The 22,014-nt window shown below is 59.1% G+C and carries 21 protein-coding genes and 1 pseudogene; 18 read left to right on the top strand and 4 right to left on the bottom strand.

Annotated features, from left to right (window positions below):
- The first annotated feature begins 2 nt into the window (after nt 1-2).
- From FDG13_RS18420 to FDG13_RS18360, 13 genes are all read left to right on the top strand, one after another.
- Nucleotides 3-929 carry a tyrosine-type recombinase/integrase gene (locus FDG13_RS18420; RefSeq protein WP_180131873.1) on the top strand — a complete coding sequence of 309 codons (927 nt, stop codon included), beginning with the start codon at nt 3-5 and terminating at the stop codon, nt 927-929.
- A 212-nt stretch (nt 930-1,141) separates the two neighbouring features.
- Nucleotides 1,142-1,513: a phage tail assembly protein gene (locus FDG13_RS18415; protein ID WP_180131869.1), complete on the top strand. Its 372-nt coding sequence runs from the start codon at nt 1,142-1,144 to the stop codon at nt 1,511-1,513.
- The gene (locus tag FDG13_RS18410; protein WP_180131867.1) at nt 1,510-1,647 is read left to right on the top strand and encodes a hypothetical protein; all 138 of its coding nucleotides are present in this window, start codon (nt 1,510-1,512) and stop codon (nt 1,645-1,647) included. The genes FDG13_RS18415 and FDG13_RS18410 overlap by 4 nt, the downstream gene beginning before the upstream one ends.
- 92 nt (nt 1,648-1,739) lie before the next feature.
- Entirely contained in the window at nt 1,740-3,803 is a 2,064-nt protein-coding gene (locus FDG13_RS18405) for a phage tail tape measure protein (protein ID WP_180131865.1), read from the top strand.
- Nucleotides 3,800-4,957, top strand: coding sequence for a DNA circularization N-terminal domain-containing protein (locus tag FDG13_RS18400; RefSeq protein ID WP_180131862.1), 1,158 nt, complete (start codon nt 3,800-3,802; stop codon nt 4,955-4,957). The genes FDG13_RS18405 and FDG13_RS18400 overlap by 4 nt, the downstream gene beginning before the upstream one ends.
- Complete coding sequence (locus FDG13_RS18395; protein WP_180131859.1) at nt 4,950-6,011, top strand: phage tail protein; 1,062 nt, start codon at nt 4,950-4,952, stop codon at nt 6,009-6,011. The genes FDG13_RS18400 and FDG13_RS18395 overlap by 8 nt, the downstream gene beginning before the upstream one ends.
- A complete protein-coding gene (locus FDG13_RS18390; RefSeq protein WP_180131856.1) occupies nt 6,008-6,457 on the top strand; it encodes a phage baseplate assembly protein in 450 nt (149 codons plus the stop codon). Before FDG13_RS18395 ends, FDG13_RS18390 begins: the two co-directional genes overlap by 4 nt.
- Nucleotides 6,454-6,861 (top strand): phage GP46 family protein, encoded by a 408-nt coding sequence (locus tag FDG13_RS18385; protein WP_180131853.1) that lies wholly within the window; start codon nt 6,454-6,456, stop codon nt 6,859-6,861. Before FDG13_RS18390 ends, FDG13_RS18385 begins: the two co-directional genes overlap by 4 nt.
- Nucleotides 6,862-6,883: 22 nt before the next feature.
- On the top strand, nt 6,884-7,930 hold the full coding sequence (locus FDG13_RS18380; protein WP_180131850.1) for a baseplate J/gp47 family protein: 1,047 nt from the start codon (nt 6,884-6,886) through the stop codon (nt 7,928-7,930).
- Between the two features lie 4 nt (nt 7,931-7,934).
- Nucleotides 7,935-8,504, top strand: coding sequence for a hypothetical protein (locus tag FDG13_RS18375; RefSeq protein ID WP_180131845.1), 570 nt, complete (start codon nt 7,935-7,937; stop codon nt 8,502-8,504).
- Entirely contained in the window at nt 8,491-9,426 is a 936-nt protein-coding gene (locus FDG13_RS18370) for a hypothetical protein (RefSeq protein ID WP_255435321.1), read from the top strand. Before FDG13_RS18375 ends, FDG13_RS18370 begins: the two co-directional genes overlap by 14 nt.
- Nucleotides 9,427-9,432: 6 nt before the next feature.
- The gene (locus FDG13_RS18365) at nt 9,433-9,795 is read left to right on the top strand and encodes a hypothetical protein (RefSeq protein ID WP_180131842.1); all 363 of its coding nucleotides are present in this window, start codon (nt 9,433-9,435) and stop codon (nt 9,793-9,795) included.
- 291 nt (nt 9,796-10,086) lie between these two features.
- The gene (locus FDG13_RS18360; protein ID WP_180131840.1) at nt 10,087-10,953 is read left to right on the top strand and encodes a methylglyoxal synthase; all 867 of its coding nucleotides are present in this window, start codon (nt 10,087-10,089) and stop codon (nt 10,951-10,953) included.
- Between the two features lie 99 nt (nt 10,954-11,052).
- Here the strand turns inward: FDG13_RS18360 and rpmG are convergent, their stop codons facing one another.
- The 3 genes from rpmG to trxB all read right to left on the bottom strand — a co-directional run bounded on the left by rpmG (nt 11,053) and on the right by trxB (nt 12,574).
- Nucleotides 11,053-11,223 carry a 50S ribosomal protein L33 gene (rpmG, locus tag FDG13_RS18355; protein ID WP_180131837.1) on the bottom strand — a complete coding sequence of 57 codons (171 nt, stop codon included), beginning with the start codon at nt 11,221-11,223 and terminating at the stop codon, nt 11,053-11,055.
- An 18-nt stretch (nt 11,224-11,241) separates the two neighbouring features.
- Nucleotides 11,242-11,475, bottom strand: coding sequence for a 50S ribosomal protein L28 (gene rpmB, locus FDG13_RS18350; RefSeq protein ID WP_180131834.1), 234 nt, complete (start codon nt 11,473-11,475; stop codon nt 11,242-11,244).
- Between the two features lie 145 nt (nt 11,476-11,620).
- Nucleotides 11,621-12,574 (bottom strand): thioredoxin-disulfide reductase, encoded by a 954-nt coding sequence (gene trxB, locus FDG13_RS18345; RefSeq protein ID WP_180131830.1) that lies wholly within the window; start codon nt 12,572-12,574, stop codon nt 11,621-11,623.
- Nucleotides 12,575-12,711: 137 nt separating this feature from the next.
- Between trxB and FDG13_RS18340 the strand changes: the two genes are divergently transcribed.
- The 5 genes from FDG13_RS18340 to FDG13_RS18320 all read left to right on the top strand — a co-directional run bounded on the left by FDG13_RS18340 (nt 12,712) and on the right by FDG13_RS18320 (nt 19,496).
- Nucleotides 12,712-13,395, top strand: coding sequence for a Crp/Fnr family transcriptional regulator (locus tag FDG13_RS18340; RefSeq protein ID WP_180131827.1), 684 nt, complete (start codon nt 12,712-12,714; stop codon nt 13,393-13,395).
- Nucleotides 13,392-15,737 carry a DNA translocase FtsK gene (locus FDG13_RS18335; RefSeq protein WP_180131823.1) on the top strand — a complete coding sequence of 782 codons (2,346 nt, stop codon included), beginning with the start codon at nt 13,392-13,394 and terminating at the stop codon, nt 15,735-15,737. Before FDG13_RS18340 ends, FDG13_RS18335 begins: the two co-directional genes overlap by 4 nt.
- A gap of 11 nt (nt 15,738-15,748) precedes the next feature.
- Nucleotides 15,749-16,405 carry an outer membrane lipoprotein chaperone LolA gene (lolA, locus tag FDG13_RS18330; protein WP_180131814.1) on the top strand — a complete coding sequence of 219 codons (657 nt, stop codon included), beginning with the start codon at nt 15,749-15,751 and terminating at the stop codon, nt 16,403-16,405.
- A gap of 239 nt (nt 16,406-16,644) precedes the next feature.
- Nucleotides 16,645-18,087 (top strand): diguanylate cyclase domain-containing protein, encoded by a 1,443-nt coding sequence (locus FDG13_RS18325; RefSeq protein WP_180131811.1) that lies wholly within the window; start codon nt 16,645-16,647, stop codon nt 18,085-18,087.
- A 104-nt stretch (nt 18,088-18,191) separates the two neighbouring features.
- Entirely contained in the window at nt 18,192-19,496 is a 1,305-nt protein-coding gene (locus tag FDG13_RS18320) for a replication-associated recombination protein A (protein ID WP_180131797.1), read from the top strand.
- Between the two features lie 103 nt (nt 19,497-19,599).
- On the opposite strand, the pseudogene FDG13_RS21215 reads toward FDG13_RS18320, so the two are convergent.
- A pseudogene (locus FDG13_RS21215) lies at nt 19,600-22,014 on the bottom strand (AAA family ATPase).

Genomic DNA, 22,014 nt, shown 5'->3' with positions numbered 1-22,014 from the left:
CCATGTCCGTTATCTCGTTTGCCCTGTCCCATACGGTCGGTGTAGTGCTTCCGCGCTACAGGACCCTGGGGCAGTGGTCTGAGGTCTACGACCAAATCATCGAAGGCCTTCCGGTCACCGACAAGACCAAGGCAAACCGCCGGTGCTCGACCGCCCATGTGGTGCGAGGCCTGGGGCGCGGTCGGATCATTTCCCGCATCAGACCACATGACGTTTCGGCCTTCATCGGGCGGATCCACAAAGACCATCCGCCGCTTTCCAAGCGACTGCTGATTGAAACCAAGTCGATGTTCAACGGTGCTCTCGATTACGGCTGGCTGGACCGCAACCCAGCGGCGCAGATCCGGGCGCAGCATGTCACCGTCAGGCGTAATCGGTTGACGCTGGAGCAATGGCTCGCCATCTATTCATACGCGGTCGAGCACATGCCACCTTGGGTGGCACACATGATGGTGCTGGCCCTTGTCACCGGTCAGCGCCGCAGTGATCTGGTCAAAATGCGGCCGGAAGATGTCTGGGATGGCCACCTTCATATCGAACAAGCCAAGACCGGAGCAAGGCTGGCCATCCCGCTGGACTTGCGCATGGATGCCATCGGTGTCAGTGTTGGCGAGGCAATTGAGGCCTGTATTGGATACGCCAAAGGAGACGAATACCTGTTGCGCAAATCAACCGGCAAGCGTCCGGGCGCCGCTAGCCTGTCAGCCCGGTTTGAGGAAGCACGGGAGGCGTCCATACCGCCGCCAAAAACTGGCACTCCCGTGTCGCTGCATGAAATCCGCTCGCTGTCTGAGCGTCTATATCGCGTTCAGGGCATCAACACCATGGTCCTTCTCGGTCACACGACCCAGCAAATGACGGACATGTACAACGATGACCGGGGCCTGTCAGCGGGCAGCTGGAAAACTCTTGAACTGCAATCAGCATGACGACCTCTCACAAAGCACCAGATCCGCTTGCTGATGCCCTGTCTCGTGTCGCGGAACTTGAAAAACAGCTTGCTGCTGAGCAGCTGCGGCGCTGGGCTGCTGAGCAGCGCGTTGTTCAACACGCTCAAGGCATACCTTCACGTTACGCCAGGCCGAGCCCCCGGCCGGGCTCTTGATTGCTCCATTTTCATCAATCCAAAAGGACCAGAAGCATGAAATTTCCCCTGTTACACCCCATCACTATCGGCAAGGCTATCGTGTCTGAGCTGACTTTTCGCGACCACACAGTGGCAGGCGACTATCTGGCTTTTGACCAGCGCGGTGGCGTGGCGCAGCGCATTGCGCTGATTGCCAGCGTGGCAGGCACCGATGTGGCGCTGATCCAGCGGCTGCACGGCGCTGACTACCAGCGGGCTGAAAAAATCATTGATGCCCTGCTGACGGCTGACGAAGTGGCGGCTAACCCGAAACCGACGGCGATGGCCGTAGCGAGAGATGATGCTGGCACCGGAACGACCAGTGCCGAGGATTTGATTAACGGGATGGCCGATACCATTGAAGCCGAGGTATTGAAAAAAAAGTGATACGGGTGGTGCAGGCGGTGGCCCTGGTGACCAGCGTGATGCACCAGCCGCTGCCGGTGGTGAAGGCTCTGACACTGAGTGAGTTGTTTGCGTGGGCCCAGGTGAGCGCGGTGATGGCGGGCAAAGAGTTTTAAGGCACCCCAGACCCCAGTGAATCGTTTCCGGCGGTGGCCCATGCCGGGCTAAAAATTAAGCTCCATGCACTTCGGTGTTTGGAGCTTTTTTTATGGGCAATGCGGCGGTAGATGTATCGGTGCGGCTTGGGCTGCATGACAGCGCCACGCCTGGCATTGACAAGTTTGCTGCGCGGGTGAAGCAGGCGGCTGAGAAAACCACCCAGGAGGTTGAGCGCGGCAATGCCCGCCAGCGCACCAGCTACGAGCGCACCAGCCAGGCCCGTGAGGTGCTGGGCGTGCGCAGTGAGCAGCGCATTCAGCGCGAGATTGCGCAGACCGAGGCGGCCTACAACCGGCTGATGCGCGCTGGCAAGCTGAGCGCCCAGGAGCAAGCCCGCGCCATGGATGCCACGCGCCAGAAGGTGACTCAGCTGACCAATGAGATGGGCAAGCTGACCGCTGCACAAGAGAAGTCTGCCCGTGCGGCTGAGCTGCAGGCACGCGGGGTGAAGGCCTTGCAAGTGGGTGGCGCGGTGATGGCCGGTGGGGCGGCGGCGGCATACACGCTGCGCGACCCGGTGCGCAGTGCACTGGGGTTTGATGAACGGGTGGGCCTGCTGTCGAACACGGCCTATGCCGAGTTTGGACCGACAGGGCGCAGAGCTGGGGATGCTGAGATAAAAGCTGCCATTGCAAATGCTGTGAAAACCGGCATTACGAAAGACGCGGCTATGTCGGCGTTGGAAAAGCTGGTGGCTGACAACCAGGTAGGCGGCGTGCAAGGGGCACTGCAAATATTGCCCTACATCGGGAAGGTGTCGACCGGGTCTGGCAGCGCGGCCGACCAAGTGGCCACCATGATGGGCAGCTTTATTGGCAGCGGCTACGCCAAGGATGTGGCTGGGGCGCAGCGGCTGATGGGCATCAGCAGTGCGGGTGCAGTGGCCGGGGCGTTCGAAAAAAGCGACATGGCCAAGCACTTGCCCGCGCTGTTGCCAGCTGCCAAGGCGGCGGGTTTGACGGGCGAGGCTGGCTTTAAACAGCTGATTGTGCTGCTGCAACAGGCACGCACCACGGCGGGGTCATCAGACCAGGCGGCCATGAACGTGGCCAACTTGCTGCCCAAACTGGCGTCTTCAGACACGGCCAAGGATTTTGAGAAGGCAGGCCGGGGTGACTTGGCCAAGTACCTGATGATGCAACGGGCACAGGGTGTTGACCCGTTGACAGCCTGGCAGAACGTGATCGACTCGGAGATTGAAAAAAACCCGAACCTGAAGCCCGCCATGGCCCGGCTAAAAGCGGCCAAAACCTCCGAGGATCAAGCAGCGGCGATTGAGTCGATCAAGGGCATGGCCGAGGGGCAGAGCATTGGCAGGTATTTTCAGGACATGCAGGCGCGCGGCGCGCTATTTGGGCTGCGCAACAAGGATGTGGCCGACAAGGTGAATGCATCGTTTGGCATGGCTGGCTCAGTGGTGGACGGCGACTATGCGCATATGCGCAACAGGTCGGGCGTTGAGATGCGTGTGGCTGGTGAGCTAAATGATCTGGGTAAGAGCAAGGCGCTGGACAGTTTGACACCGGCTATTGGCTCAATGGCCAGTGGTTTCTCTACTTTGTCAGAGAGGTTCCCGGTGCTCACTGGGAGCGCCACGCTGGCTGCCACAGCGCTTGGCGCAGCAGCGGCTGCAGCTGGGGTGTTTACCCTGACTGCCGGGGGTGGCGGTGGCAGGGTTGGCAAGGCCATAACCAATGCTGCTGGGCGCGCTGTGCCGTATTTGCCGTCTGGCAAGACGGTGGGTCGGGCGGGTTTGTTGGGTGTGGGCGCTTTGGTGGGTGGCGCTGGTCTGGATGCGGCGGCTGGCGAAGGATCTGCGGTGGCGCGCTATGGGTCGAGCATGCTCAATGGTGCAGCCACCGGGGCGATGGTGGGCAGCCTGGTGCCAGTGGTGGGCACTGTGGTTGGTGGGGCTGTGGGTGGTGCGTTGGGCGGGCTGGTGGAGTGGTTGCGCACCGATGCCAAGAAAGAGCCGCCCAAGATGCAGGGCGAGATTAAGGTGAGTGTGAGCGATGACCGGGTGCGTGTGACACAAACCAGCATGAATGCCACCGGCATGGTGGCGAACATGTCAGCTGGCACCGGCAACATCATGACAGGGGCACCAGGATGAGCTGGCGCACCCGACTTAAACCCGCCCGCTGGGATGGCCTGGAGTTTTTGACCGACAGCCACACGGCAAAAGGGGGCCGCAGATTGGTGGTGAGTGAGTACCCAGGCCGAGACGATGTGGAGGTGGAGGATCTGGGCGCCAAGGCCAATGGCTGGCAGGTCAACGCCTATTTCTTGGGTGATGACTACGACCTGGACCGCAATTCTTTCCTGGAACAACTGCAAGTGCCTGGCCCTGTGTGGTTGCTTCACCCATGGCTGGGCTATGTGTGGGTGCGAGCGCAAGACTGGACGCTGACAGAGAGCAATGCAGATGGCGGGTATGCGCGGGTGGCGGTGGACTTGGTGCCTGGTGGTGGCGAGGCACCCCAGCCCGAACCCGATGTGGCGGATGCGGCCGAGGAGTCTGTGCAGTCTTATGCAGCTGCCGCCAGCGACTACAAACCACCAGCGCTGCCTGGCAACTCGGTGGCCACGTTTCTGGCCCGCATTCAAGGCGCGATGGGTGATGTGCGCAACGCGCTGGCGAGGGCGCGCATGCCGCTGACAATGCTGGCGGCTGTGCTGAACACGGTGGACAGCGCGCGCGCCCTGCTGGCCCAGGTGCTGGAGCTTCCAGGGGCCTATGCAACGGCGTTGAGATCCATAGGCGGCGCGTTGGGCTTGTCTGATGCTGACTTGACCGACGGTGCACGGGTGCGTGTGGTAGCGGCGCTGACCCGGTCGGCCGTTGCACCTGGTGCGGCAATAACAGCGGGGGCGTTGGGTGCGGGTGACTCACCCGCCCTGCGCCGGGCGCTGGCAGCCGAGCAGACTGCACGCGGGCACTGGCTGGTGGCCACGGCAATGCAGGTGGCACTGGCTGACTACACCACAGTGGGTGCGCGTGACACGGCGCTGCAGCTGGTGCTGAGCGCGCTGGATGAGCTGCTGCCCGGGGCCGATGATGGGGTTTTTGAGTCGGCAGTGGATGCGCGGCTGCGCTTGCAGCAAGCGCTGAGTCTGCAGGCGCTGGAGGCCACCCAAACACGCCAGGTGGTGGCGGCGATGCCCGCCACGGTGCTGGCTTACAGGATGCAGGTGGACGAGGCGGCGCTGGTGGAGCGCAATGCGGTGCGCCACCCGCTGTTTGTGCGGGGGCAGATTGATGGCTGATAACTCTGGCGTGGTGGTGAAGTTTGACGGGGTGATGTTTGACGCCTGGCAGTCGGTGAAGCTGCGCGAGAGTGTGGATGACTTGTGCGCGCAGTTGCAGATGGGGGTGGCGCTACCTGGCACAGGCAATGGGCTGGGGCTGACACCGAACACGGTGATGACGGTGTGGGCCGATGGTGAGCTGGTGGCCACGGTGCGCAGCGACGTGCGCAGCCGGGACGTGGGGCCAACCTCGCACGCGATCAGCGTGGCCGCCCGCAGCCTGGGGCGCGAGCTGGTGGACTGCCAGTACTCGGCCACTTACTCAGGGCTGAAGCTGGGCGAGATTGCAAAGCGGGTTTGTAAGCTGTTTGGGGTGCCTTTGCAGGTGGTTGGAGACACGGCTGTGGTGCCGCAGTTTGCGATGCAATGCGAGCTGCCCGCCAATGCGCTGATCAATGCGGCGCGGTCTGCCAACAAGCTGATTTACCCAACGCCCGAGGGTGGGCTGCTGCTGACCGAGCCCACGGCCGCTGCGCCGGTGGCCACGCTGACCTATGGGGTGGATATCAAGCACTACAGGGTGGTGGACGAAGACCGGCTGCGGTTTTCTGAGTATGTGGTGAAGAGTTTTAACTATGGATCTGGCGCTGCGCTGAAAGGGGCGGTGAAGGACGTGGGCATTGAGTTTTTCAGGCCGATGCACATTGTGGGTGACCGGGCAGGCAACAGCACTGGTGGCTGTGACCGGCGGGCGCAGCTGGAGCACAACCGGCGCCTGGCGCGCAGCCACCGGCTGGAGCTGGAGCTGAAGGGCTGGCATTACCTGGGCGCTGATGGCAAGCCGCGTGTTTGGCGGATCAATGAGCAAGTGCGGGTGGTGATACCGCACGAAGGCATTGACCAGGTGCTGCTGGTGGGTGATCGGGATTTGGAGCTGGACGATAAGGCTGGGCGCGTGACGAGGCTGACACTGATGGAGCGCAGCGCGTTTGTGGGTGAGCCCAAGAAGACCAAGAAGCGGGCCGCTGGTGTGGGCGCGGCAACGGGCAAGGCTACCGGAGCAAAACGATGATTGGGCAGGTGTGGCGGCGGCTGCAGCTGCTGGTGGCCCAGGGTGTGGGCCGCCTGGTTGGCGCTGAGTTTGTGCAGGTGGGGGTGCTGGACGGTGAGACGGTGCCCAAAGCGCGGCGGGTGGAGCCGTATGGGCTGTCATACCGGCCCAAGCCGGGCTGCCAGGTGTACCTGGTGTTTCCCGGTGGCGACCGGGCCGAGGGGATTGCACTGGTGATTGGTGACAAACGCTACCAGATGGATCTGGCCGAAGGTGAGGTAGCGCTGCACGACGATGAGGGCAACTTTGTGAAGATGGGCCGGGGTGGCGTGGTGACGATCAAGGCCAGTGGGCATGTTAATTTAGAGACGCCATCGGTACGCCACAACGGCATCGAGATCGGTACGCCACACACCCATGGTGGGGTGTTGCGCGGCGGGGCCAGCACATACGGGGTGCACGGATGATCAACTTGATAAGACTGCCAGGCGGTGGTTTTGACGTGGCGCTGGCTGACCAGGCTGATGCAGCTGCTGCGGTGGCGACGGTGGTTTATGCGGCGCTGTACACAGACGCGCAGGCACCGTCTGCAGTGGAGGCTGACGCCTTTGATGCACGCGGCTGGTGGGCCGACCCGGCAGCGGGTACCGGCCTGTGGTATCTGCGCCGCACGGCCCTGGATGACCAGGCGCGAGCTGATGCCGTGCGGATGGTTGAGCAGGCGCTGGCCCGCTCCCCGGCGCTGACAAGCGTGGTGGTGGACGTGCTGACTGATCGCGGCGATGGGGTCGCGGGAAACGTTTCGCAGGTGTCTCTGTCGATCAGTGGCCAACACAATGGAATCTCGTTTTTGGTGAGCATTCCGCTCTGAAACAGATCGCCAAATTGGATTGATGGACACCTACACCCGCCCCACTTATGAGCAGTTGCGAGACCGCATTTCGGCCGACCTGGCCGCCATGCCTGCGGTGCTGCGGGGGCCGTTGTCTGCCGCCTGGGCACGGGCTTGCCATGGGGAGCACGGGCATCTGGATTGGTTGCATGCGCAGTGTTCGCCGCTGACATGTGACGAGGAGCGACTGGCTGACTGGGCGGTGCTTTACGGCGTGGCCAGGTTGGCCGCGACTTATTCAGTGGGGCCGGTTGACTTTGGTGGATCTGCCGGTGCCACGTTGTTGACAGGTGCGGCAGCGCGTGGTGCCAATGGTTTGGACTATGTTGTGGTCACGGCGGTGACGCTGACCGGTGCCACCGATGTGGCGCAGGTGCAGTGCACCACGGCGGGTGCTGTGGGCAATTTGCCCGCCGGTGCTGTATTGACCCTGATTGACCCGCTGAGTAGCGTGGATAGTGACCTGGTGGTGGGCGCGGCTGGTTTGAGCGGCGGTGCTGCCCAGGAGCTGGTGGAGGATTGGCGGGCGCGCGTAGTTGAAGAGTGGCAGACGGTGACCACTGATGGCGCACGTGGCGGGCGCAAGGCTGACTATGTTTATTGGGCCAAGGCAGCACACCCATCTGTGACAGGCGCGCTGGTGCAGTTGCACGCGCTGGGGGTGGGTACGGTGTTGGTACGGCCTATTTGCAATGGGTTGTCGCAGCGTTTGCCCACGCCAGCGGTGGTGGCTGCTGTGTTGAACAAGCTGTTGGCCTTGGCGCCAGCGATGCCAGACAAGTCAGTGGAGGTGCCCGACCTGGTACCTGTAACGGTGCAGATTGATCTTTTGCCTGGTGTAGATACCGGCCCGAATAGGGCCGCCATTTTGGCCGCGCTGGTGGCTTTGGTGGATGCAGAGCAGTCTGAAGGTGCTGTTTTGCAAGTGGCTGAAATTGATGCAGCCATAGCAGTGGTGACCACCCAGTACACGCGGCTGGCTCCCATGGCCGATTTGGTGTGTGGAGCTGGACAAGTGTTTGCGCCACCCACGGTGGTCTGGGCCTGACAGTATGCGGGTTGATTTACACACGGCCGCTGATTTTGCGCAGGCGCTGCGCGCACTGTTGCCACCAGGTGAGGCCTGGGACTGGCCAGCTGGTGGGATGGGTGATCAGCTGCTGCGCGGCACTGCCGTAGAACTGGCGCGGGTAGATGCCCAGGTGCCGATTGCTCTGGATGCGGCGGTGGAGTTGCACCGGCCGGTTTCAAATTCATGGCGTTTGGTGGACTACCAGCGGGTGGCTGATGCGTCACAGGCTGGCATAACCGAGGCGCTGCCCCGTAAACCTTTTGTGGCTGGTAGCGGCTCTGGGCAGCGGCTTTGGAGTGGTGTGCCGGGTACGTTTGCGGTGTCTCTGACCAAATTGTCTTTTGCCAAACCATTTGTGGCGGGCAGCGGTGCCGGGCAGCAGCTTTGGGGCCCGCGTGCGCGGCATGTGCTGGTGGTGCAGTACTACAAGACTGTGGCAGACGTGCAGGCGTTGTGGGACGCGCTGATGGCTTTCAAACAGGCGCACGTGTATTTGCTTTTCATGGATATCACCGGCAGCGGTGGGGAGGTTTTGAATGGACAGAGTTAACGGGGCCGGTCATGTTGGCAATATGTTTGTTAACGAGGATGTGGCGTCTTCAAGGCCGCCGACTGAAGTTACACCAGACTGGCTAAATGGGGTTCAGGAAGAGATTTTGAGTGTGATTGAGGGTGCAGGTCTGGCGCCCAATAGGGCGACTGTCAATCAGCTGCTGCAGGCTATACGGTTGCTATCCACCGGCGTTGTCGGATCAACTCGCAATTTGACAATGCTGGTGGCGGCAGCATCGGCAGGTGCCAACATCACAGCTGATGAAATTGTTGTTGCAGCGGCGCTTGGCGGCACTAGTTTTCGTCTTGGGGGCTTTAACAAGTCAATCAATCTTGGGGTGGTGGGTGTTGGCGGTATGGACACCGGTGCCGCGCCTGCGTCCGGCTATGTGGCTATTTACGCTATTTACAACCCATCCACTAAGGCAGCTGCTTTGCTGGCTACCAACGCCACAAGCGCGGCGCAGCCCGAGGTCTATGGTGGCGCTCATATGCCTGCGGGTTTTACGGCGTCCGCACTGGTGAGCGTTTGGCCTACCAACTCGAGTGGACAGTTTGCTGTTGGGTATCAATCGGGACGAAAAGTTAGCATAGTCGGCGCTCAGGTGTTGAGTACCTCTACACAACAAGTTGCTCTGACACCATTGTCAATTGCTGGTGCCGTACCTAAGAATGCAAAGATGGTCGGCGGATTTGTCGGCGTCAGCTCTACGGCTGTCGGGTCGGGGTCGATGAGCGTAGCGACAACCGCCTCGGTTGGCCAACTGTTGGCAAATGTTTCTGTTGGCCAGGCGACTACCTCTTATTCCTCGCCATTCGCGGATTTGCAGATTGCGACGGTGCAAACGATTTACTACACCATGAGTGTTAATTCGGGAACGATGACGGGCATCGTCTACATCTCTGACTACACCTTCTGAGGTCTTATGACAACTGTATTTGTTCAATTTTTTGACGCCTCAGAACTTAAGGTTGTTGCGGTGTTTGGCTGCGCGCAAGATGAGTTGGTGTGGCCATATCAGGGTCAGGTGGATGATTCCGATCCTCGTTACTTGGCTTTTATTAGCTCGCAGCCAACTTCGTCAACCGAGCCAGATCAGCGGCTTGAAATATTGGGGGAGCTGGCAAAAATTGACCTTGCTGCCGTTCGGCCTGCTCGGGCTGTGTCAATTGCGCTTGCGAAAGGACTGGATTTGCCCTCCGATAACGCTGATCTGGTCAAACTTGTGGCCTTGGAAAACCAGGCAATCCAGCTGCGCGCCGATCTGGCCGCATTGCCCGCCGAGTAAAAAATGACTTGGCGAGTGATTGAGGTGGCGGTCTGGAGTGTTAGAAGGTTTTGCAAGCAGCGTTTGAAGCTGGTTTAAACGCTGTTTTCTTTGTGATGAAATTCATGTCCTGAATTCAACGGCGTACTGTCCTGAATTCAAGGCCGCTTTACTGATGCAAGCTTTTTTGTGAAAGATGTTGACCATGACCCTCTGTGCCTTTCTGACCTTGCCGGCTGCGCTCTGGCCAGCCACTGACCACTCTGTGGGGCAGCCCACCACGCCATGGCTGTTTCACACCGGGAGCGCAACATGAACTTTGGACTCGCAGCGCATCGCCTGCACCGCATGGGAACAGATAGCACCTTGCTGCGTTGGGCGCGTGTGTGTGAACCGGCTCTGCCGCTACTTGGCCTCACCTGGCACGCCACCGGTGGGGCACATGACACGCTGGTGGTCAACGACTTGTTTCGTGGCCAGTTGATGTCGGTGGGTTATGGCCGGGATGGTGGTTTGATGCGGCTGGTGTCGCGTATTGCGGGTGGCTTGACGCCTGAGGCGGAGCTTGATGGGGTGTTCTTTTTCATCGACCCGGTCAACCCGACTTCGATTTTCCCGGAGGCGCAGGCCCTCAAGCGTCAATGTGTGATCCATGGCAAACCCTTTGTGGCGACCTTCGCTGGCGCGGTGGAGTGGGTGGCCTTGGAACTGGTGCGTGCGGGTGTGGGCACGGGGCTGGTGCCGATGGCGGCACCGCTGCTGGCGCTGGAGTCGCAGGTGGTGGCGCTGATCGCCCACGATGCACTCAAAGAGGACATGGTCGACTTTGCCATGAAACACTTTGACACCTTGTCGCGTTTTGCCGGGCGGGTTGCCACCGGTACCACCGGCAGTCGCCTCAATGCCATGGCCTGGGCGCGTGGCTGGCCAGCATCCCAGCCCTGGGTCACCTGTTACCAGAGTGGCCCGCTGGGTGGGGACTCGCAGATTGCCGAGCTGGTGCTGAACCGGCGTTGCCAGAAGGTCATCTTTTTTGAGGATCCGCATGTGGCGCGCCAGCATGAGGCCGATATCCAGCTGCTCGACCGTGCGGTCTACAGCGCGGGTGATGTCACCACCTGCTTCAACACACCTGCCATGGCCGGGCGTTGGGCTGAGGCCATATCAAAAAACAGCTAAATTGGCCTCTAGCCCTTGATATACAAGGACTGATAGCTACAGTTATAAAAGCAAAAAGCCCGCTGAGAGCGGGCTTTTTGGTACTCAGAAACAACTGAATTACTTCAGCTTCATTTCTTTGTAGTCCACATGCTTGCGAGCCTTGGGATCAAATTTCTTGATCAGCAGCTTTTCGGGCGTGGTCTTCTTGTTCTTGTCGGTGGTGTAGAAGTGACCGGTGCCAGCGGTTGATTCCAGCTTGATTTTTTCGCGTCCGCCTTTGGTTGCCATGATGATTCCTTCGTGAAATTAGGCTTGACCACGTGCGCGCAGGTCAGCGAGCACAGCGTCGATACCGTTTTTGTCGATCAAACGCAGACCGGCGTTGGAAATGCGCAGGCGAACCCAGCGGTTTTCAGTTTCCACCCAGAAACGGCGGTATTGCAGGTTCGGCAGGAACCGACGTTTGTTTTTGTTGTTGGCGTGGGAAACTGTGTTCCCAACCATCGGGCCTTTGCCCGTGACTTCACATACGCGTGCCATGTGGACACTCCGATATTTTTAACGGCCCCGACTGACGCCAGGAGCCTCACCTCGCCAAGAAAAAGGGTGGCGGTAACCCGATTGCCGTCCGATCCCCTCACGGGGGCGTTCAGCAAAGCCCGGCATTATAGCCCGCTATTTGTGCTCAGCCCTGTTGCTCCAGAAAACGCTGGGCATCCAGCGCCGCCATACAGCCGGTGCCGGCGCTGGTGATGGCCTGGCGGTAGACGTGGTCCTGCACGTCGCCAGCGGCAAAAATGCCGGGCACACTGGTCTGGGTGGTAAAACCCTTGTTGCCACCTTGGGTGATGATGTAGCCGTTTTCCATGGTCAACTGGCCCTCAAAAATGCCGGTGTTGGGGGAGTGGCCGATGGCGATGAAACAGCCTTTGAGCGTCAGGTCCTCCAGCGCGCCGGTGGTAACGTTTTTGATGCGAGCACCGGTCACACCACTCTGGTCACCCAATACCTCTTCGAGTGTGCTGAAGGTGCGCAGTTCGATCCGGCCCGAGGCCACTTTTTCCATGAGTTTGTCGATCATGATCGGCTCGGCGCGGAATTTGTCGCGGCGGTGGATCAGATACACCTTGCTGGCGATGTTGGACAGGTACAGCGCTTCTTCCACAGCGGTGTTGCCACCACCCACCACACAACAGACCTCATTGCGGTAGAAAAAGCCGTCGCAGGTGGCGCAGCCGGATACGCCGCGGCCCATGAAAGCCTCTTCCGATGGCAGGCCCAGGTACTTCGCGGACGCGCCGGTGGCCAGAATCAGTGCATCACAGGTGTAGCTGGCGCTGTCACCGGTCAAGGTGAACGGGCGTTTGGAGAAGTCGACCTGGTTGATGTGGTCAAACACAATCTCGGTCTTGAAACGTTCGGCGTGTGCCAGAAAACGCGCCATCAGGTCCGGGCCCTGTACACCGTCCACGTCGGACGGCCAGTTGTCGACCTCGGTGGTGGTCATCAGTTGCCCGCCCTGGGCCATGCCGGTGATCAGCAGTGGCGACAGGTTGGCGCGGGCGGCGTAGATGGCGGCGGTGTAACCGGCGGGGCCAGAACCCAGGATCAGAACTTGTGCGTGGCGTTGGCTTGTCATTTGTTACCTTTTAAATACGGGGGGTGACGTGTACAGTCGAGATAAGTTTTTAAACTATCGGGTTGCTTGAGGAACGGAAATTGTGCGTGTTTCGATGCTATCTGTTCTTTGGATCTGCGTTTTTTTAGGGTGATGAGATGGCTATGTTGACAACATCAGATTTATTGCGCAGGGTGCCTATTTTTGCGGGGCTCACCCCGGCGCAGATGTCTCAATTGTCTGGCAATGTGGCCAAACAGCGCTACAAACGGGGTGAATTGATTGTTGAGCAGGGCAAAAAAAGTGGTGCCTTGTTCATCATCCTGTCGGGTCGGGCCCGGGTCGTCATGACCGACCGGCGCGCCAAAGAAGTGATCCTCAACACCCTCGGGCCGGGGGACTGTATTGGTGAGATGAGCCTGATCGACGGTCATAGCCACTCGGCCAGTGTCAAGACCGATATTCAGACCGATGTGTTGGTGCTCAGCCATGCCGAGTTTGTGCGCTGCGTGGCTGAGAACCAGAGCATCGCCTTCTGGATCATGAAGGGCTTGGTGCAGCGTTTGCGCAAGTCGGGCGAGATGGTCAGCTCGCTGGCGCTGATGGATGTTTACGGGCGCGTGGCCAAGGTGCTGGTGGATGCCGCCCAGCCCCAGGGTGAGGGCGATCTGGTGATCTGCGCAAAAATGACGCGCCAGGACATTGCCAAAATGGTGGGCGCCTCGCGTGAAATGGTCAGCCGGGTGATGCGTGATTTTGAAGAGCAGGGTTTCATCCAGACCAATGAAGCTGGCTGCTTTGTGCTGAAAGAACGTCGTCTGGCTATGCGCCAACTCCCATGACCTATTCCCTCAATACCCTCAACTCATCCCGCAACGAGGCACCCAAGGCGAGCCGCTCTGTGCTGGGCCGTTTTGCGCAGGAGCTGTGGCTGCTGATTGGTCTGGTGCTGCTGGTGTTGTGGCTGCTGGCGCTGTTGAGTTATTCACCGCTGGACCCGGCCTGGTCCACCTCGGGCAACGGCGAGCCCTTGCACAACTACGCCGGTCATGTGGGCGCCTGGTTGGCCGACGGCAGTTACTTCCTGCTGGGGTATTCGGTGTGGTGGTGTGTGGCCGCCGCCCTGCGTGCCTGGTTGTCGGCCCTGGCGCGTTGGTTGCGTGGGCATGAGGAGGTGCTGGCACCAGCCAAACCCGGCGCAGAGGCTGCGTCGGACGAAGGCGGGCGGGCCCTGTTCTGGCTCGGCTTGCTGCTGTTGATGTGCGCCAGCGCCACGCTGGAGTGGACGCGTTTTTACAGCCTGGAGGCACACCTGCCGGGCCACAGCGGTGGTTTGTTGGGTTATTTTCTGGGCCCTTTGGGGCTGCAGGGCCTGGGGTTCACCGGATCGGGCCTGGTGGCGATTGCCACGGGGGTGATTGGTTCGTCTCTGGTGTTTGGTTTCTCTTGGGGGCTGGTGGCCGAACGGCTGGGTGCCTGGATGTTTGGCCAGATCGAGAACCGCCGCGAAAAAATCGCCCAGGACGAAGACCTGGCGCTGGGCCAGCAGGCCGCGCAGGCGCGTGCCGAGGTGCTGGTTGAAGAGCGCCAGGACCAGGCAGTGCACCACCCCAAACCGGTGGTGGTGGTGGAGCCGGTGGTGATGGAGGTGCCCAAGAGTGAGCGCGTGGTCAAAGAGCGCCAGAAACCGCTGTTCCAGGAAATCGACAGCAAGCTGCCACAAGTGGACCTGCTTGACGCCGCCCTGTTGCGCCAGGAAACCGTGGCCCCTGAGACGCTGGAGATGACCAGCCGCATGATCGAGAAAAAGCTCAAGGACTTTGGTGTCGAGGTGGCGGTGGTGCTGGCCCAGCCCGGTCCGGTGATCACCCGTTACGAGATCGAACCCGCCACCGGTGTCAAGGGCTCACAAATTGTGGGCCTGGCCAAGGATTTGGCGCGCTCCCTCAGCCTTGTGTCGATCCGCGTCGTGGAAACCATTCCCGGCAAAAATTTCATGGCGCTGGAGTTGCCCAACGCCAAACGCCAGACCATCAAACTCAGCGAAATCCTGGGCTCCAAGATCTACAACGAAGCCAAGTCGATGCTGACCATGGGCCTGGGCAAGGACATCATCGGCAACCCGGTGCTGGCCGATCTGGCCAAGATGCCGCACGTGCTGGTGGCCGGTACCACCGGCTCGGGCAAGTCGGTCGGTATCAACGCGATGATCCTCTCGCTGCTGTACAAGGCCGAGGCCCATGACGTGCGTTTGTTGATGATCGACCCCAAGATGCTCGAAATGTCGGTCTACGAAGGTATTCCGCATTTACTGTGCCCGGTCGTGACCGACATGAAGCAGGCCGCTAACGGCCTGACCTGGTGTGTCGCTGAGATGGAGCGTCGTTACAAACTCATGAGCAAAATGGGTGTGCGCAACCTGGCTGGTTTCAACACCAAGTGGGACGAGGCCAAGGCGCGTGGTGAGTTCATTTACAACCCGTTCAGCCTGACGCCTGAGGCGCCCGAGCCGATTGAGCGCCTGCCCCACATCGTGGTGGTGATCGACGAGCTGGCCGACCTGATGATGGTGGTGGGGAAAAAGATCGAGGAGCTGATCGCCCGCCTGGCGCAAAAGGCTCGCGCCGCCGGTATTCACCTGATTTTGGCCACCCAGCGCCCCAGCGTGGACGTGATCACCGGCCTTATCAAGGCCAACATCCCGACGCGCATCGCCTTCCAGGTCAGCAGCAAGATCGACAGCCGCACCATCCTCGACCAGATGGGTGCCGAGGCCTTGCTGGGTATGGGTGACATGCTCTACATGCCCAGCGGCACCGGTTTGCCCATCCGTGTGCACGGCGCCTTTGTGAGCGACGAGGAAGTGCACCGCGTGGTCAGCTACCTCAAAAGCCAGGGTGAACCCAATTACATCGAAGGGATTCTGGAGGGTGGCACGGTCGACGGTGAAGACGGTGCAGGCACACTCGACGGCGGTGGCGGTGAAAAAGACCCGATGTACGACCAGGCGGTCGAGGTGGTTTTAAAGAACCGCAAGGCCAGCATCTCGCTGGTGCAGCGCCACCTGAAAATTGGTTACAACCGCGCCGCCCGGCTGGTGGAAGACATGGAAAAAGCCGGCCTGGTCAGCAGCATGAGCACCAGCGGCCAGCGCGACATCCTGGTGCCCGCGCGCAACGAATGATGGGTCCCACAATGCATTTCAAACGACTTTTGATCACTACGGCTTTGATGGCTATCGGGGCAGGTAATACCTGGGCTAGCGGCATAAAAAGCTTGGAAGACTTCGTCAAAACCGTGAAAACCGGCAAAGCCGACTTCACCCAGGTGGTGACTTCACCGGCCAAGGACGGGCAGGCGCCACGTGTCAAAACCTCGAGCGGCCAGTTTGAATTTGCCCGGCCCAACCGCTTCAAGTTTGTCTACGTCAAACCCTTTGCCCAGACCATCGTGGCCGATGGCCAGACTTTGTGGCTGTATGACGTCGACCTGAACCAGGTCACGGCGCGCCAGCAGTCGCAAGTGCTGGGCTCGACCCCGGCAGCGCTGATCGCCTCGGCCGCTGATCTGAAGGCGCTGCAGGCCGACTTCACCTTGACTGATGCGCCGGACAAGGACGGGCTGCAATGGGTGCTGGCGACACCCAAAGCCAAAGACGGCCAGTTGCAGTCGGTGCGGATCGGCTTCAGGGCCGGTGGCGCCGAGGTGGCCACACTCGAAGTGCTGGAGATTCTGGACAGTTTTGGCCAGCGTTCGGTGCTGAGTTTTGCGGGTTTCCAGGTCAACCCGGCCTTGCCTGCCAAGGGTTTTGAGTTCAAACCCCCGCCCGGTGCGGATGTGCTCAAGCAGTGAGCTTTGGCCGTATGTGCTCGCGCCGTTTGCTTGAGCTGAGTGACCGGGCGGTTTCCCGCAGCAGGTGTCAAAAGGCTGCCCCAGGCGGCCCGGGTCTGTATCTGCACTGGAGTTGATCCAACTGGGGCTGTGTGTGGCGACCCGGATGGAAAATGTCTCTGTTGTTGGCTGAATATGGTTGCCGCGTTAGCGGGCGACAGGTTCACTCTCAAGAAATCAACCTTTTTACCTTCTTGTTTATGCCAGTCCCTTTGCCGTCTGACCGCTTGTCGACCATCCGGGCTCTTTTTGATGACTACATCGCGCAGTACGCCACGCGTGATGACCGGTTGACCACCCGTTTCAGCGACAACTTCAGTGGGTACAGCGGCGGCGGGGATGTGCTGGTGAAGGACCGCGCCGAGTGGGTCAAGATCACCCGGCAGGATTTTGCCCAGGTGCCTCAGCCCCTGCGCATCGAGATGCTCGACATTTGCCTACAAGACCTGTGTCATGAAGTGGTGGTGGTCACCGCGTTTTTCCACATCCACCTGCCCGGTGAAGAGCAGGTCTTGTCCCGCGAAACGGCGCGCCTGGTGCTGATTTTTCGGCTGGAGCAGGCTGACTGGAAAATTGTGCACAGCGGGATCTCCATCCCCTACCACCTGGTGCAGGCCGGTGAGGTCTACCCCTTGAAAGGTTTGCAGGACCGCAACAGCGCGCTGGAGAGTCTGGTCGAGCAGCGCACCAAACAGCTCCAGGACAGTGAGGCGCTGTATCGCCTGCTGACCGAAGAAACCCTGGACGTGGTCTGGAAGACCGACCGGGACTTGCGCATCACCTACATCAGCCCGGCCGACGAACGGCTGCGTGGCTTCAAGGCCGAAGAAGTGCTGGGCCAGCATGTGTTTGAGTTGTTCACCGAAGACGGTGTGGCCACGGTCCAGAACATCCTCAAAAACCAAGCCCAGGCCGGTGAGGGCAAAAGGTCCCCCGAAGGCTTTTGGATCTTTTCTGTGCAACACCGCGCCAAGAACGGCCGGGTGTTGTGGGGCGAGGTGCTGGCCAAGCCGGAATATGACGCACAAGGCAACATCCTGGGTTACCACGGCACCACGCGCGAGTGCACCGACCGTGTCCGCCTGGAGAACGAGGTACGGCAACTGGCTTTTTTTGACCCGCTGACCAGTTTGCCCAACCGGCGCCTGCTCGATGACCGGCTTGGGCAGAGTCTGGTGGTGAGCAAACGCAGCGGCAACTACGGTGCGGTGTTGGTGCTGGACCTCGACAACTTCAAAACCCTCAATGACCTGCACGGCCACCATGTGGGTGATTTGCTGCTGCTGGAGGTGGCCCAACGGCTGGTGGACTGTGTGCGTCAGAAAGACACTGTGGCGCGTTTTGGTGGCGACGAGTTTGTGGTGATCCTGGGGGAGCTGAGTGCCGACCGGCCGCGCTCCATCCAGCAGGCCAGTGAGGTGGCCGAGAAAATCCGTGCAAACCTGGTAGCGCCTTACCTGCTGACGGTGTCCCAGAGCGGGCAGCCGGACACCCTGGTGGAGCATCACTGCTCGGCCAGCATCGGTCTGGCGCTGTTTCTGGGCCAGGACGCCAGTCAGAATGACCTGCTGAAATGGGCCGATGCCGCGATGTACCAGGCCAAGGCGGCGGGTCGTAATGTGATCCGTTTGGCCGACGGCTGAGCGGGCAGCGGGCTGATCAACCCGCCTGGTCAAGCCACAATAGGGCCATGAGAATCGCTCCCTCCACCCCCTACTCCAACGCTTGCGTTTTGTGAGGACAGGCCATGTCTGATTTGTTCACACAAACGCCTGTGGCCCCTCTGGCCGAAGCACTGCGCCCCAAGACCCTGGACGATGTGGTCGGACAGTCCCATCTATTGGGTGAGGGCAAGCCATTGAGGTTGGCCTTTCAGTCGGGCAAGCCCCATTCCATGATCTTCTGGGGGCCTCCGGGCGTTGGAAAGACCACTTTGGCACGGCTGACAGCCTCGGCCTTCAAGTGTGAGTTCATCGCGTTGTCGGCGGTGTTCTCTGGTGTCAAAGACATCCGTGCCGCCATGGAGCAGGCACAGCAGAACTTGGCGCTGGGCAAACACACCATTTTGTTTGTCGACGAAATTCACAGGTTCAACAAGTCCCAACAAGACGCTCTTCTGCCCTACGCGGAAAGTGGTTTGGTGACGTTCATCGGCGCAACCACCGAGAACCCTTCGTTTGAAGTCAACTCTGCTTTGCTCTCACGTGCGCAGGTCTATGTTCTGAAGTCTTTGACCGACGAGGAGCTGAAAGAACTGTTGAGGCGTGCGCAAGAGAAGGTGCTCGGCGAACTGGAGTTTGATGGTCTGGCGCGAGACACCTTGATTGGTTATGCCGACGGTGACGCAAGACGGTTTTTGAACCTGTTGGAGCAGACAGGCACAGCCGCTAAGGCCTCGGGCTTGACGGTGATCACCGCAGACTTCCTCCAGAACGCCTTGACCCTGAACAGTCGGCGTTTTGACAAGGGTGGCGACAACTTTTATGACCAGATTTCAGCCTTGCACAAGTCGGTGCGTGGCTCCCACCCAGACGCTGCCCTTTACTGGCTGACCAGAATGTTGGACGGCGGTGCCGACGCACGTTATCTGGCAAGACGGATAGTGCGCATGGCGTGGGAAGACATCGGTCTGGCCGACCCCCGGGCCATGCAGATTGCCAACGATGCAGCCTTGACCTATGAACGTCTGGGTAGCCCAGAAGGTGAGTTGGCTCTTGGCCAGGCCGTGATCTACCTGGCCGTGGCTGCCAAGAGCAATGCGGGTTACAACGCCTACAACCAGGCTAAAGCCTTCGTGAAGCAGGACAAAAGCCGTGAAGTGCCAGTCCATCTGCGCAATGCGCCGACCAAGCTCATGAAGGAGCTGGGTTACGGGCATGAGTACCGGTATGCCCATGATGAGCCCAATGCCTATGCCGCTGGCGAAACCTATCTGCCTGATGGCATGAAAGAGCCGAGTTGGTATCAGCCCGTGCCAAGGGGCTTAGAGACCAAGATTGGGGAGAAGCTGGCCCAGCTGAAGAAGTGGGATGAGGAAGCGGGCGGGAAATGATCAAAAAGCTGTTGCAGGTTGACATCTATGACGACGGTGAGCGAATGTTCGGTGCTTGTATAGCTTGTTACGCAACATGAAGAACGGTCAGAAGTCCCTTTCTCTATTGTGTGCGCTCTGGTTCTCCAATGCTCTTCAATAAAGCGTTGTATTGAACAGAATCGGAGTCATATATCTTGTCCAACACGTAATTGGCTACCTTCGCGATCTCAGGAATCTCCACTGGCTTGAATCCACGGTCTGGCACGGCTTCAAGGTGAGAGAACTCATTGTTGAGACGATTCACCAGCGCAATAGCTGTGTCTTCCTCGTCCCCGAAGAACTTTTTAATCCGTTCAAAGGCGTCGTTTCTGTCGTCGTGATAGGGGTACTTGAAGAACAAATATGCCTCAAGAAACTTGCGCAAATTGTTGCCAAAGCCGAAGAATGGCTCATGGCAAATCTGAGCGGCAGCTTGATCCTTGCATTTGTATATCTGATGGAAGAGGTAATGAAATTCGGTGATGTAGTCTTTTAGGTAGGATGGCATGAGCAAGATGTTGCTTGATGCGCCGTTTCGCTCAATCATGAAATGCTCGTGATCATCAACACTCTTGGTCTTGCCTTCACCCGCCGGAATCTTCTTTTTCGGAATGGACAGGCGCTTGAGATATTTCAAGAAATCCAAGTTGTGGGGTGAGATAAAAAGCTGCTTGTAGCGATAGGTGTTGGCCCCATTAGCATTCTTGATAGGCTTGGCAATCAAGCTGAACATGAAGAAGATATGGTTGCCGTCCAAACTTGAGATTGGATCGTCAATATAAATAATCAGTTCTTTGCCTTTGCTTTCTGGGTCATCCAGCTTCGCAATGAAGTAGCAAAAGGCAATCAAGCTGCATTCGCCTTCGCTGAGGTTGTAGGCAGACTTGCCGTTTCTTGTGATCTCAAACTTGACCGTTGCTTTGTCGGCCCCGTCTCTGGCTTCAAGCTTGATGCTGTCATGACCAAAGAAGTTGTTGAGCAGCGAGTTGACCCGTTCGGCACCTTTGCGCTCGTCCTTCTGCTTTGCTCTTAAGGTTTGGACTTCTGCCTCGGCGTTACGGATATCTTTTTCCACGTCCAGATAAGCCTTGCCCGCCGTCTCGGCCCCGGTTTTTAAGGTATCTATGCGGACAAGCTCCGTGTCGTATGTGATCGCATCTGCAAACGCGTACACGTCAGCCAAGCGAAGCGCGTCCCTGGCGGCAGTCTTGTCTTTTTCCAGAGTCTTTGTCTTGCCGTTGTTTGTGGCAATCAAAGCATTGATAGCGTTTACGTGCTTCTGAACTTCTTTGGGATCGTGCAGTGACGGCTTCAGCGCCACAGACTGGAACAGGTTGATCTTGCGGGTTTCCAGTGACTTCTTGAGCGCTTCCAGGTCTTTCTTGTAGACACCCAATCCCTCGGCAAGTGCCTTGCTGCTCGTGTCAAAAGCAGAGCGTTCCTCCATGTAGAACTGATCGCCTCTCAAGGAGACGAAGCCAGCAACGGCCGCAATCTCGTCCTTGACTGACGTGATGACACTGTCCAAGGACATTTCAAGATCACCCGACTCTTTGCTGAAGTGCTGGTCCAACGTCTGCTAAATGTCATAGGGCAAGCTCTGGCGACAGAAAGCACAGGTGTCGCGTTTGTCACGGTGGTGGCCGATACCTTGCTTGACCCAGAGCCGCAAAACGCTGTCGTTGAGCAGTTCTTGAATGGGCTTAGTTGGCGTAATCTCCTTGGATAGAAGTGGCTCGGCTGAGCCCTTCAAGGAGTCAAACTGAAGGGCAACGGTAAGCATGCCAGTGATGTCTGGCAGAGCTTCTTGCTTGAGCAGCGCAAGCTTGCCAGGCTGTTCCTCAAGCGCTAGAGCAACGAAGCCAGGCTTCTTGGTGGCGGCAATGTCGCGTCTGATGTGTTCGATGGTGTAGACGGGCACGCCGTACTGGCGGTTCTTCTTGATCTTGTCAGCGGCATGCGAGCGCAGCTTGTCTTCCAGTGCATTGGACGCTGTGCTGTGATTGGTCTTGGTGCGATCGCGCTCTTTTCTCTTGGCCTCAAGGTCAAAGCGAAGGCCAGTCTTGCTTTCCACGCCTCCAAGCGTGGCTTCGATCAGTGCGATGGAGTCGTCGATTTCCTTATTTTGCTCACCGACGATGGCGAAGGTCTTGATCTCGCTGCCAATCTGCTGATTGACCAAGAAGCTCAGGTTGTCGGTTACGAAGTCGCGGTTGTAGACCCGCACGTCATAGTTGTGAGCCAGTATGCCTGCTTGGGTGACATTGCCCTTCTCTCCGTAGACGGTGAACGAGGGGCTGACGTAGTTGAAGGGAAGCTTGCCAGTCTCCAGTGCACGAAAGACGCGAGAGAGGGTTGTCTTGCCAGAGTAGTTGCGCCCGTAGAGGATGTTCAGACGCTGGAAGGTCTTAACAGTTTTGCCGTTGTCCCGAACGGTCTTCTTCCAATCCAGCCCGGAAAAGCTCCCAAAGCTTGCGATGTCAATCTGATTGATCAC

The sequence above is a fragment of the Rhodoferax sp. BLA1 genome, assembly GCF_013416775.1.
GTDB lineage: Bacteria > Pseudomonadota > Gammaproteobacteria > Burkholderiales > Burkholderiaceae_C > Rhodoferax.
This window is presented reverse-complemented; position numbering and strand designations above follow the sequence as displayed.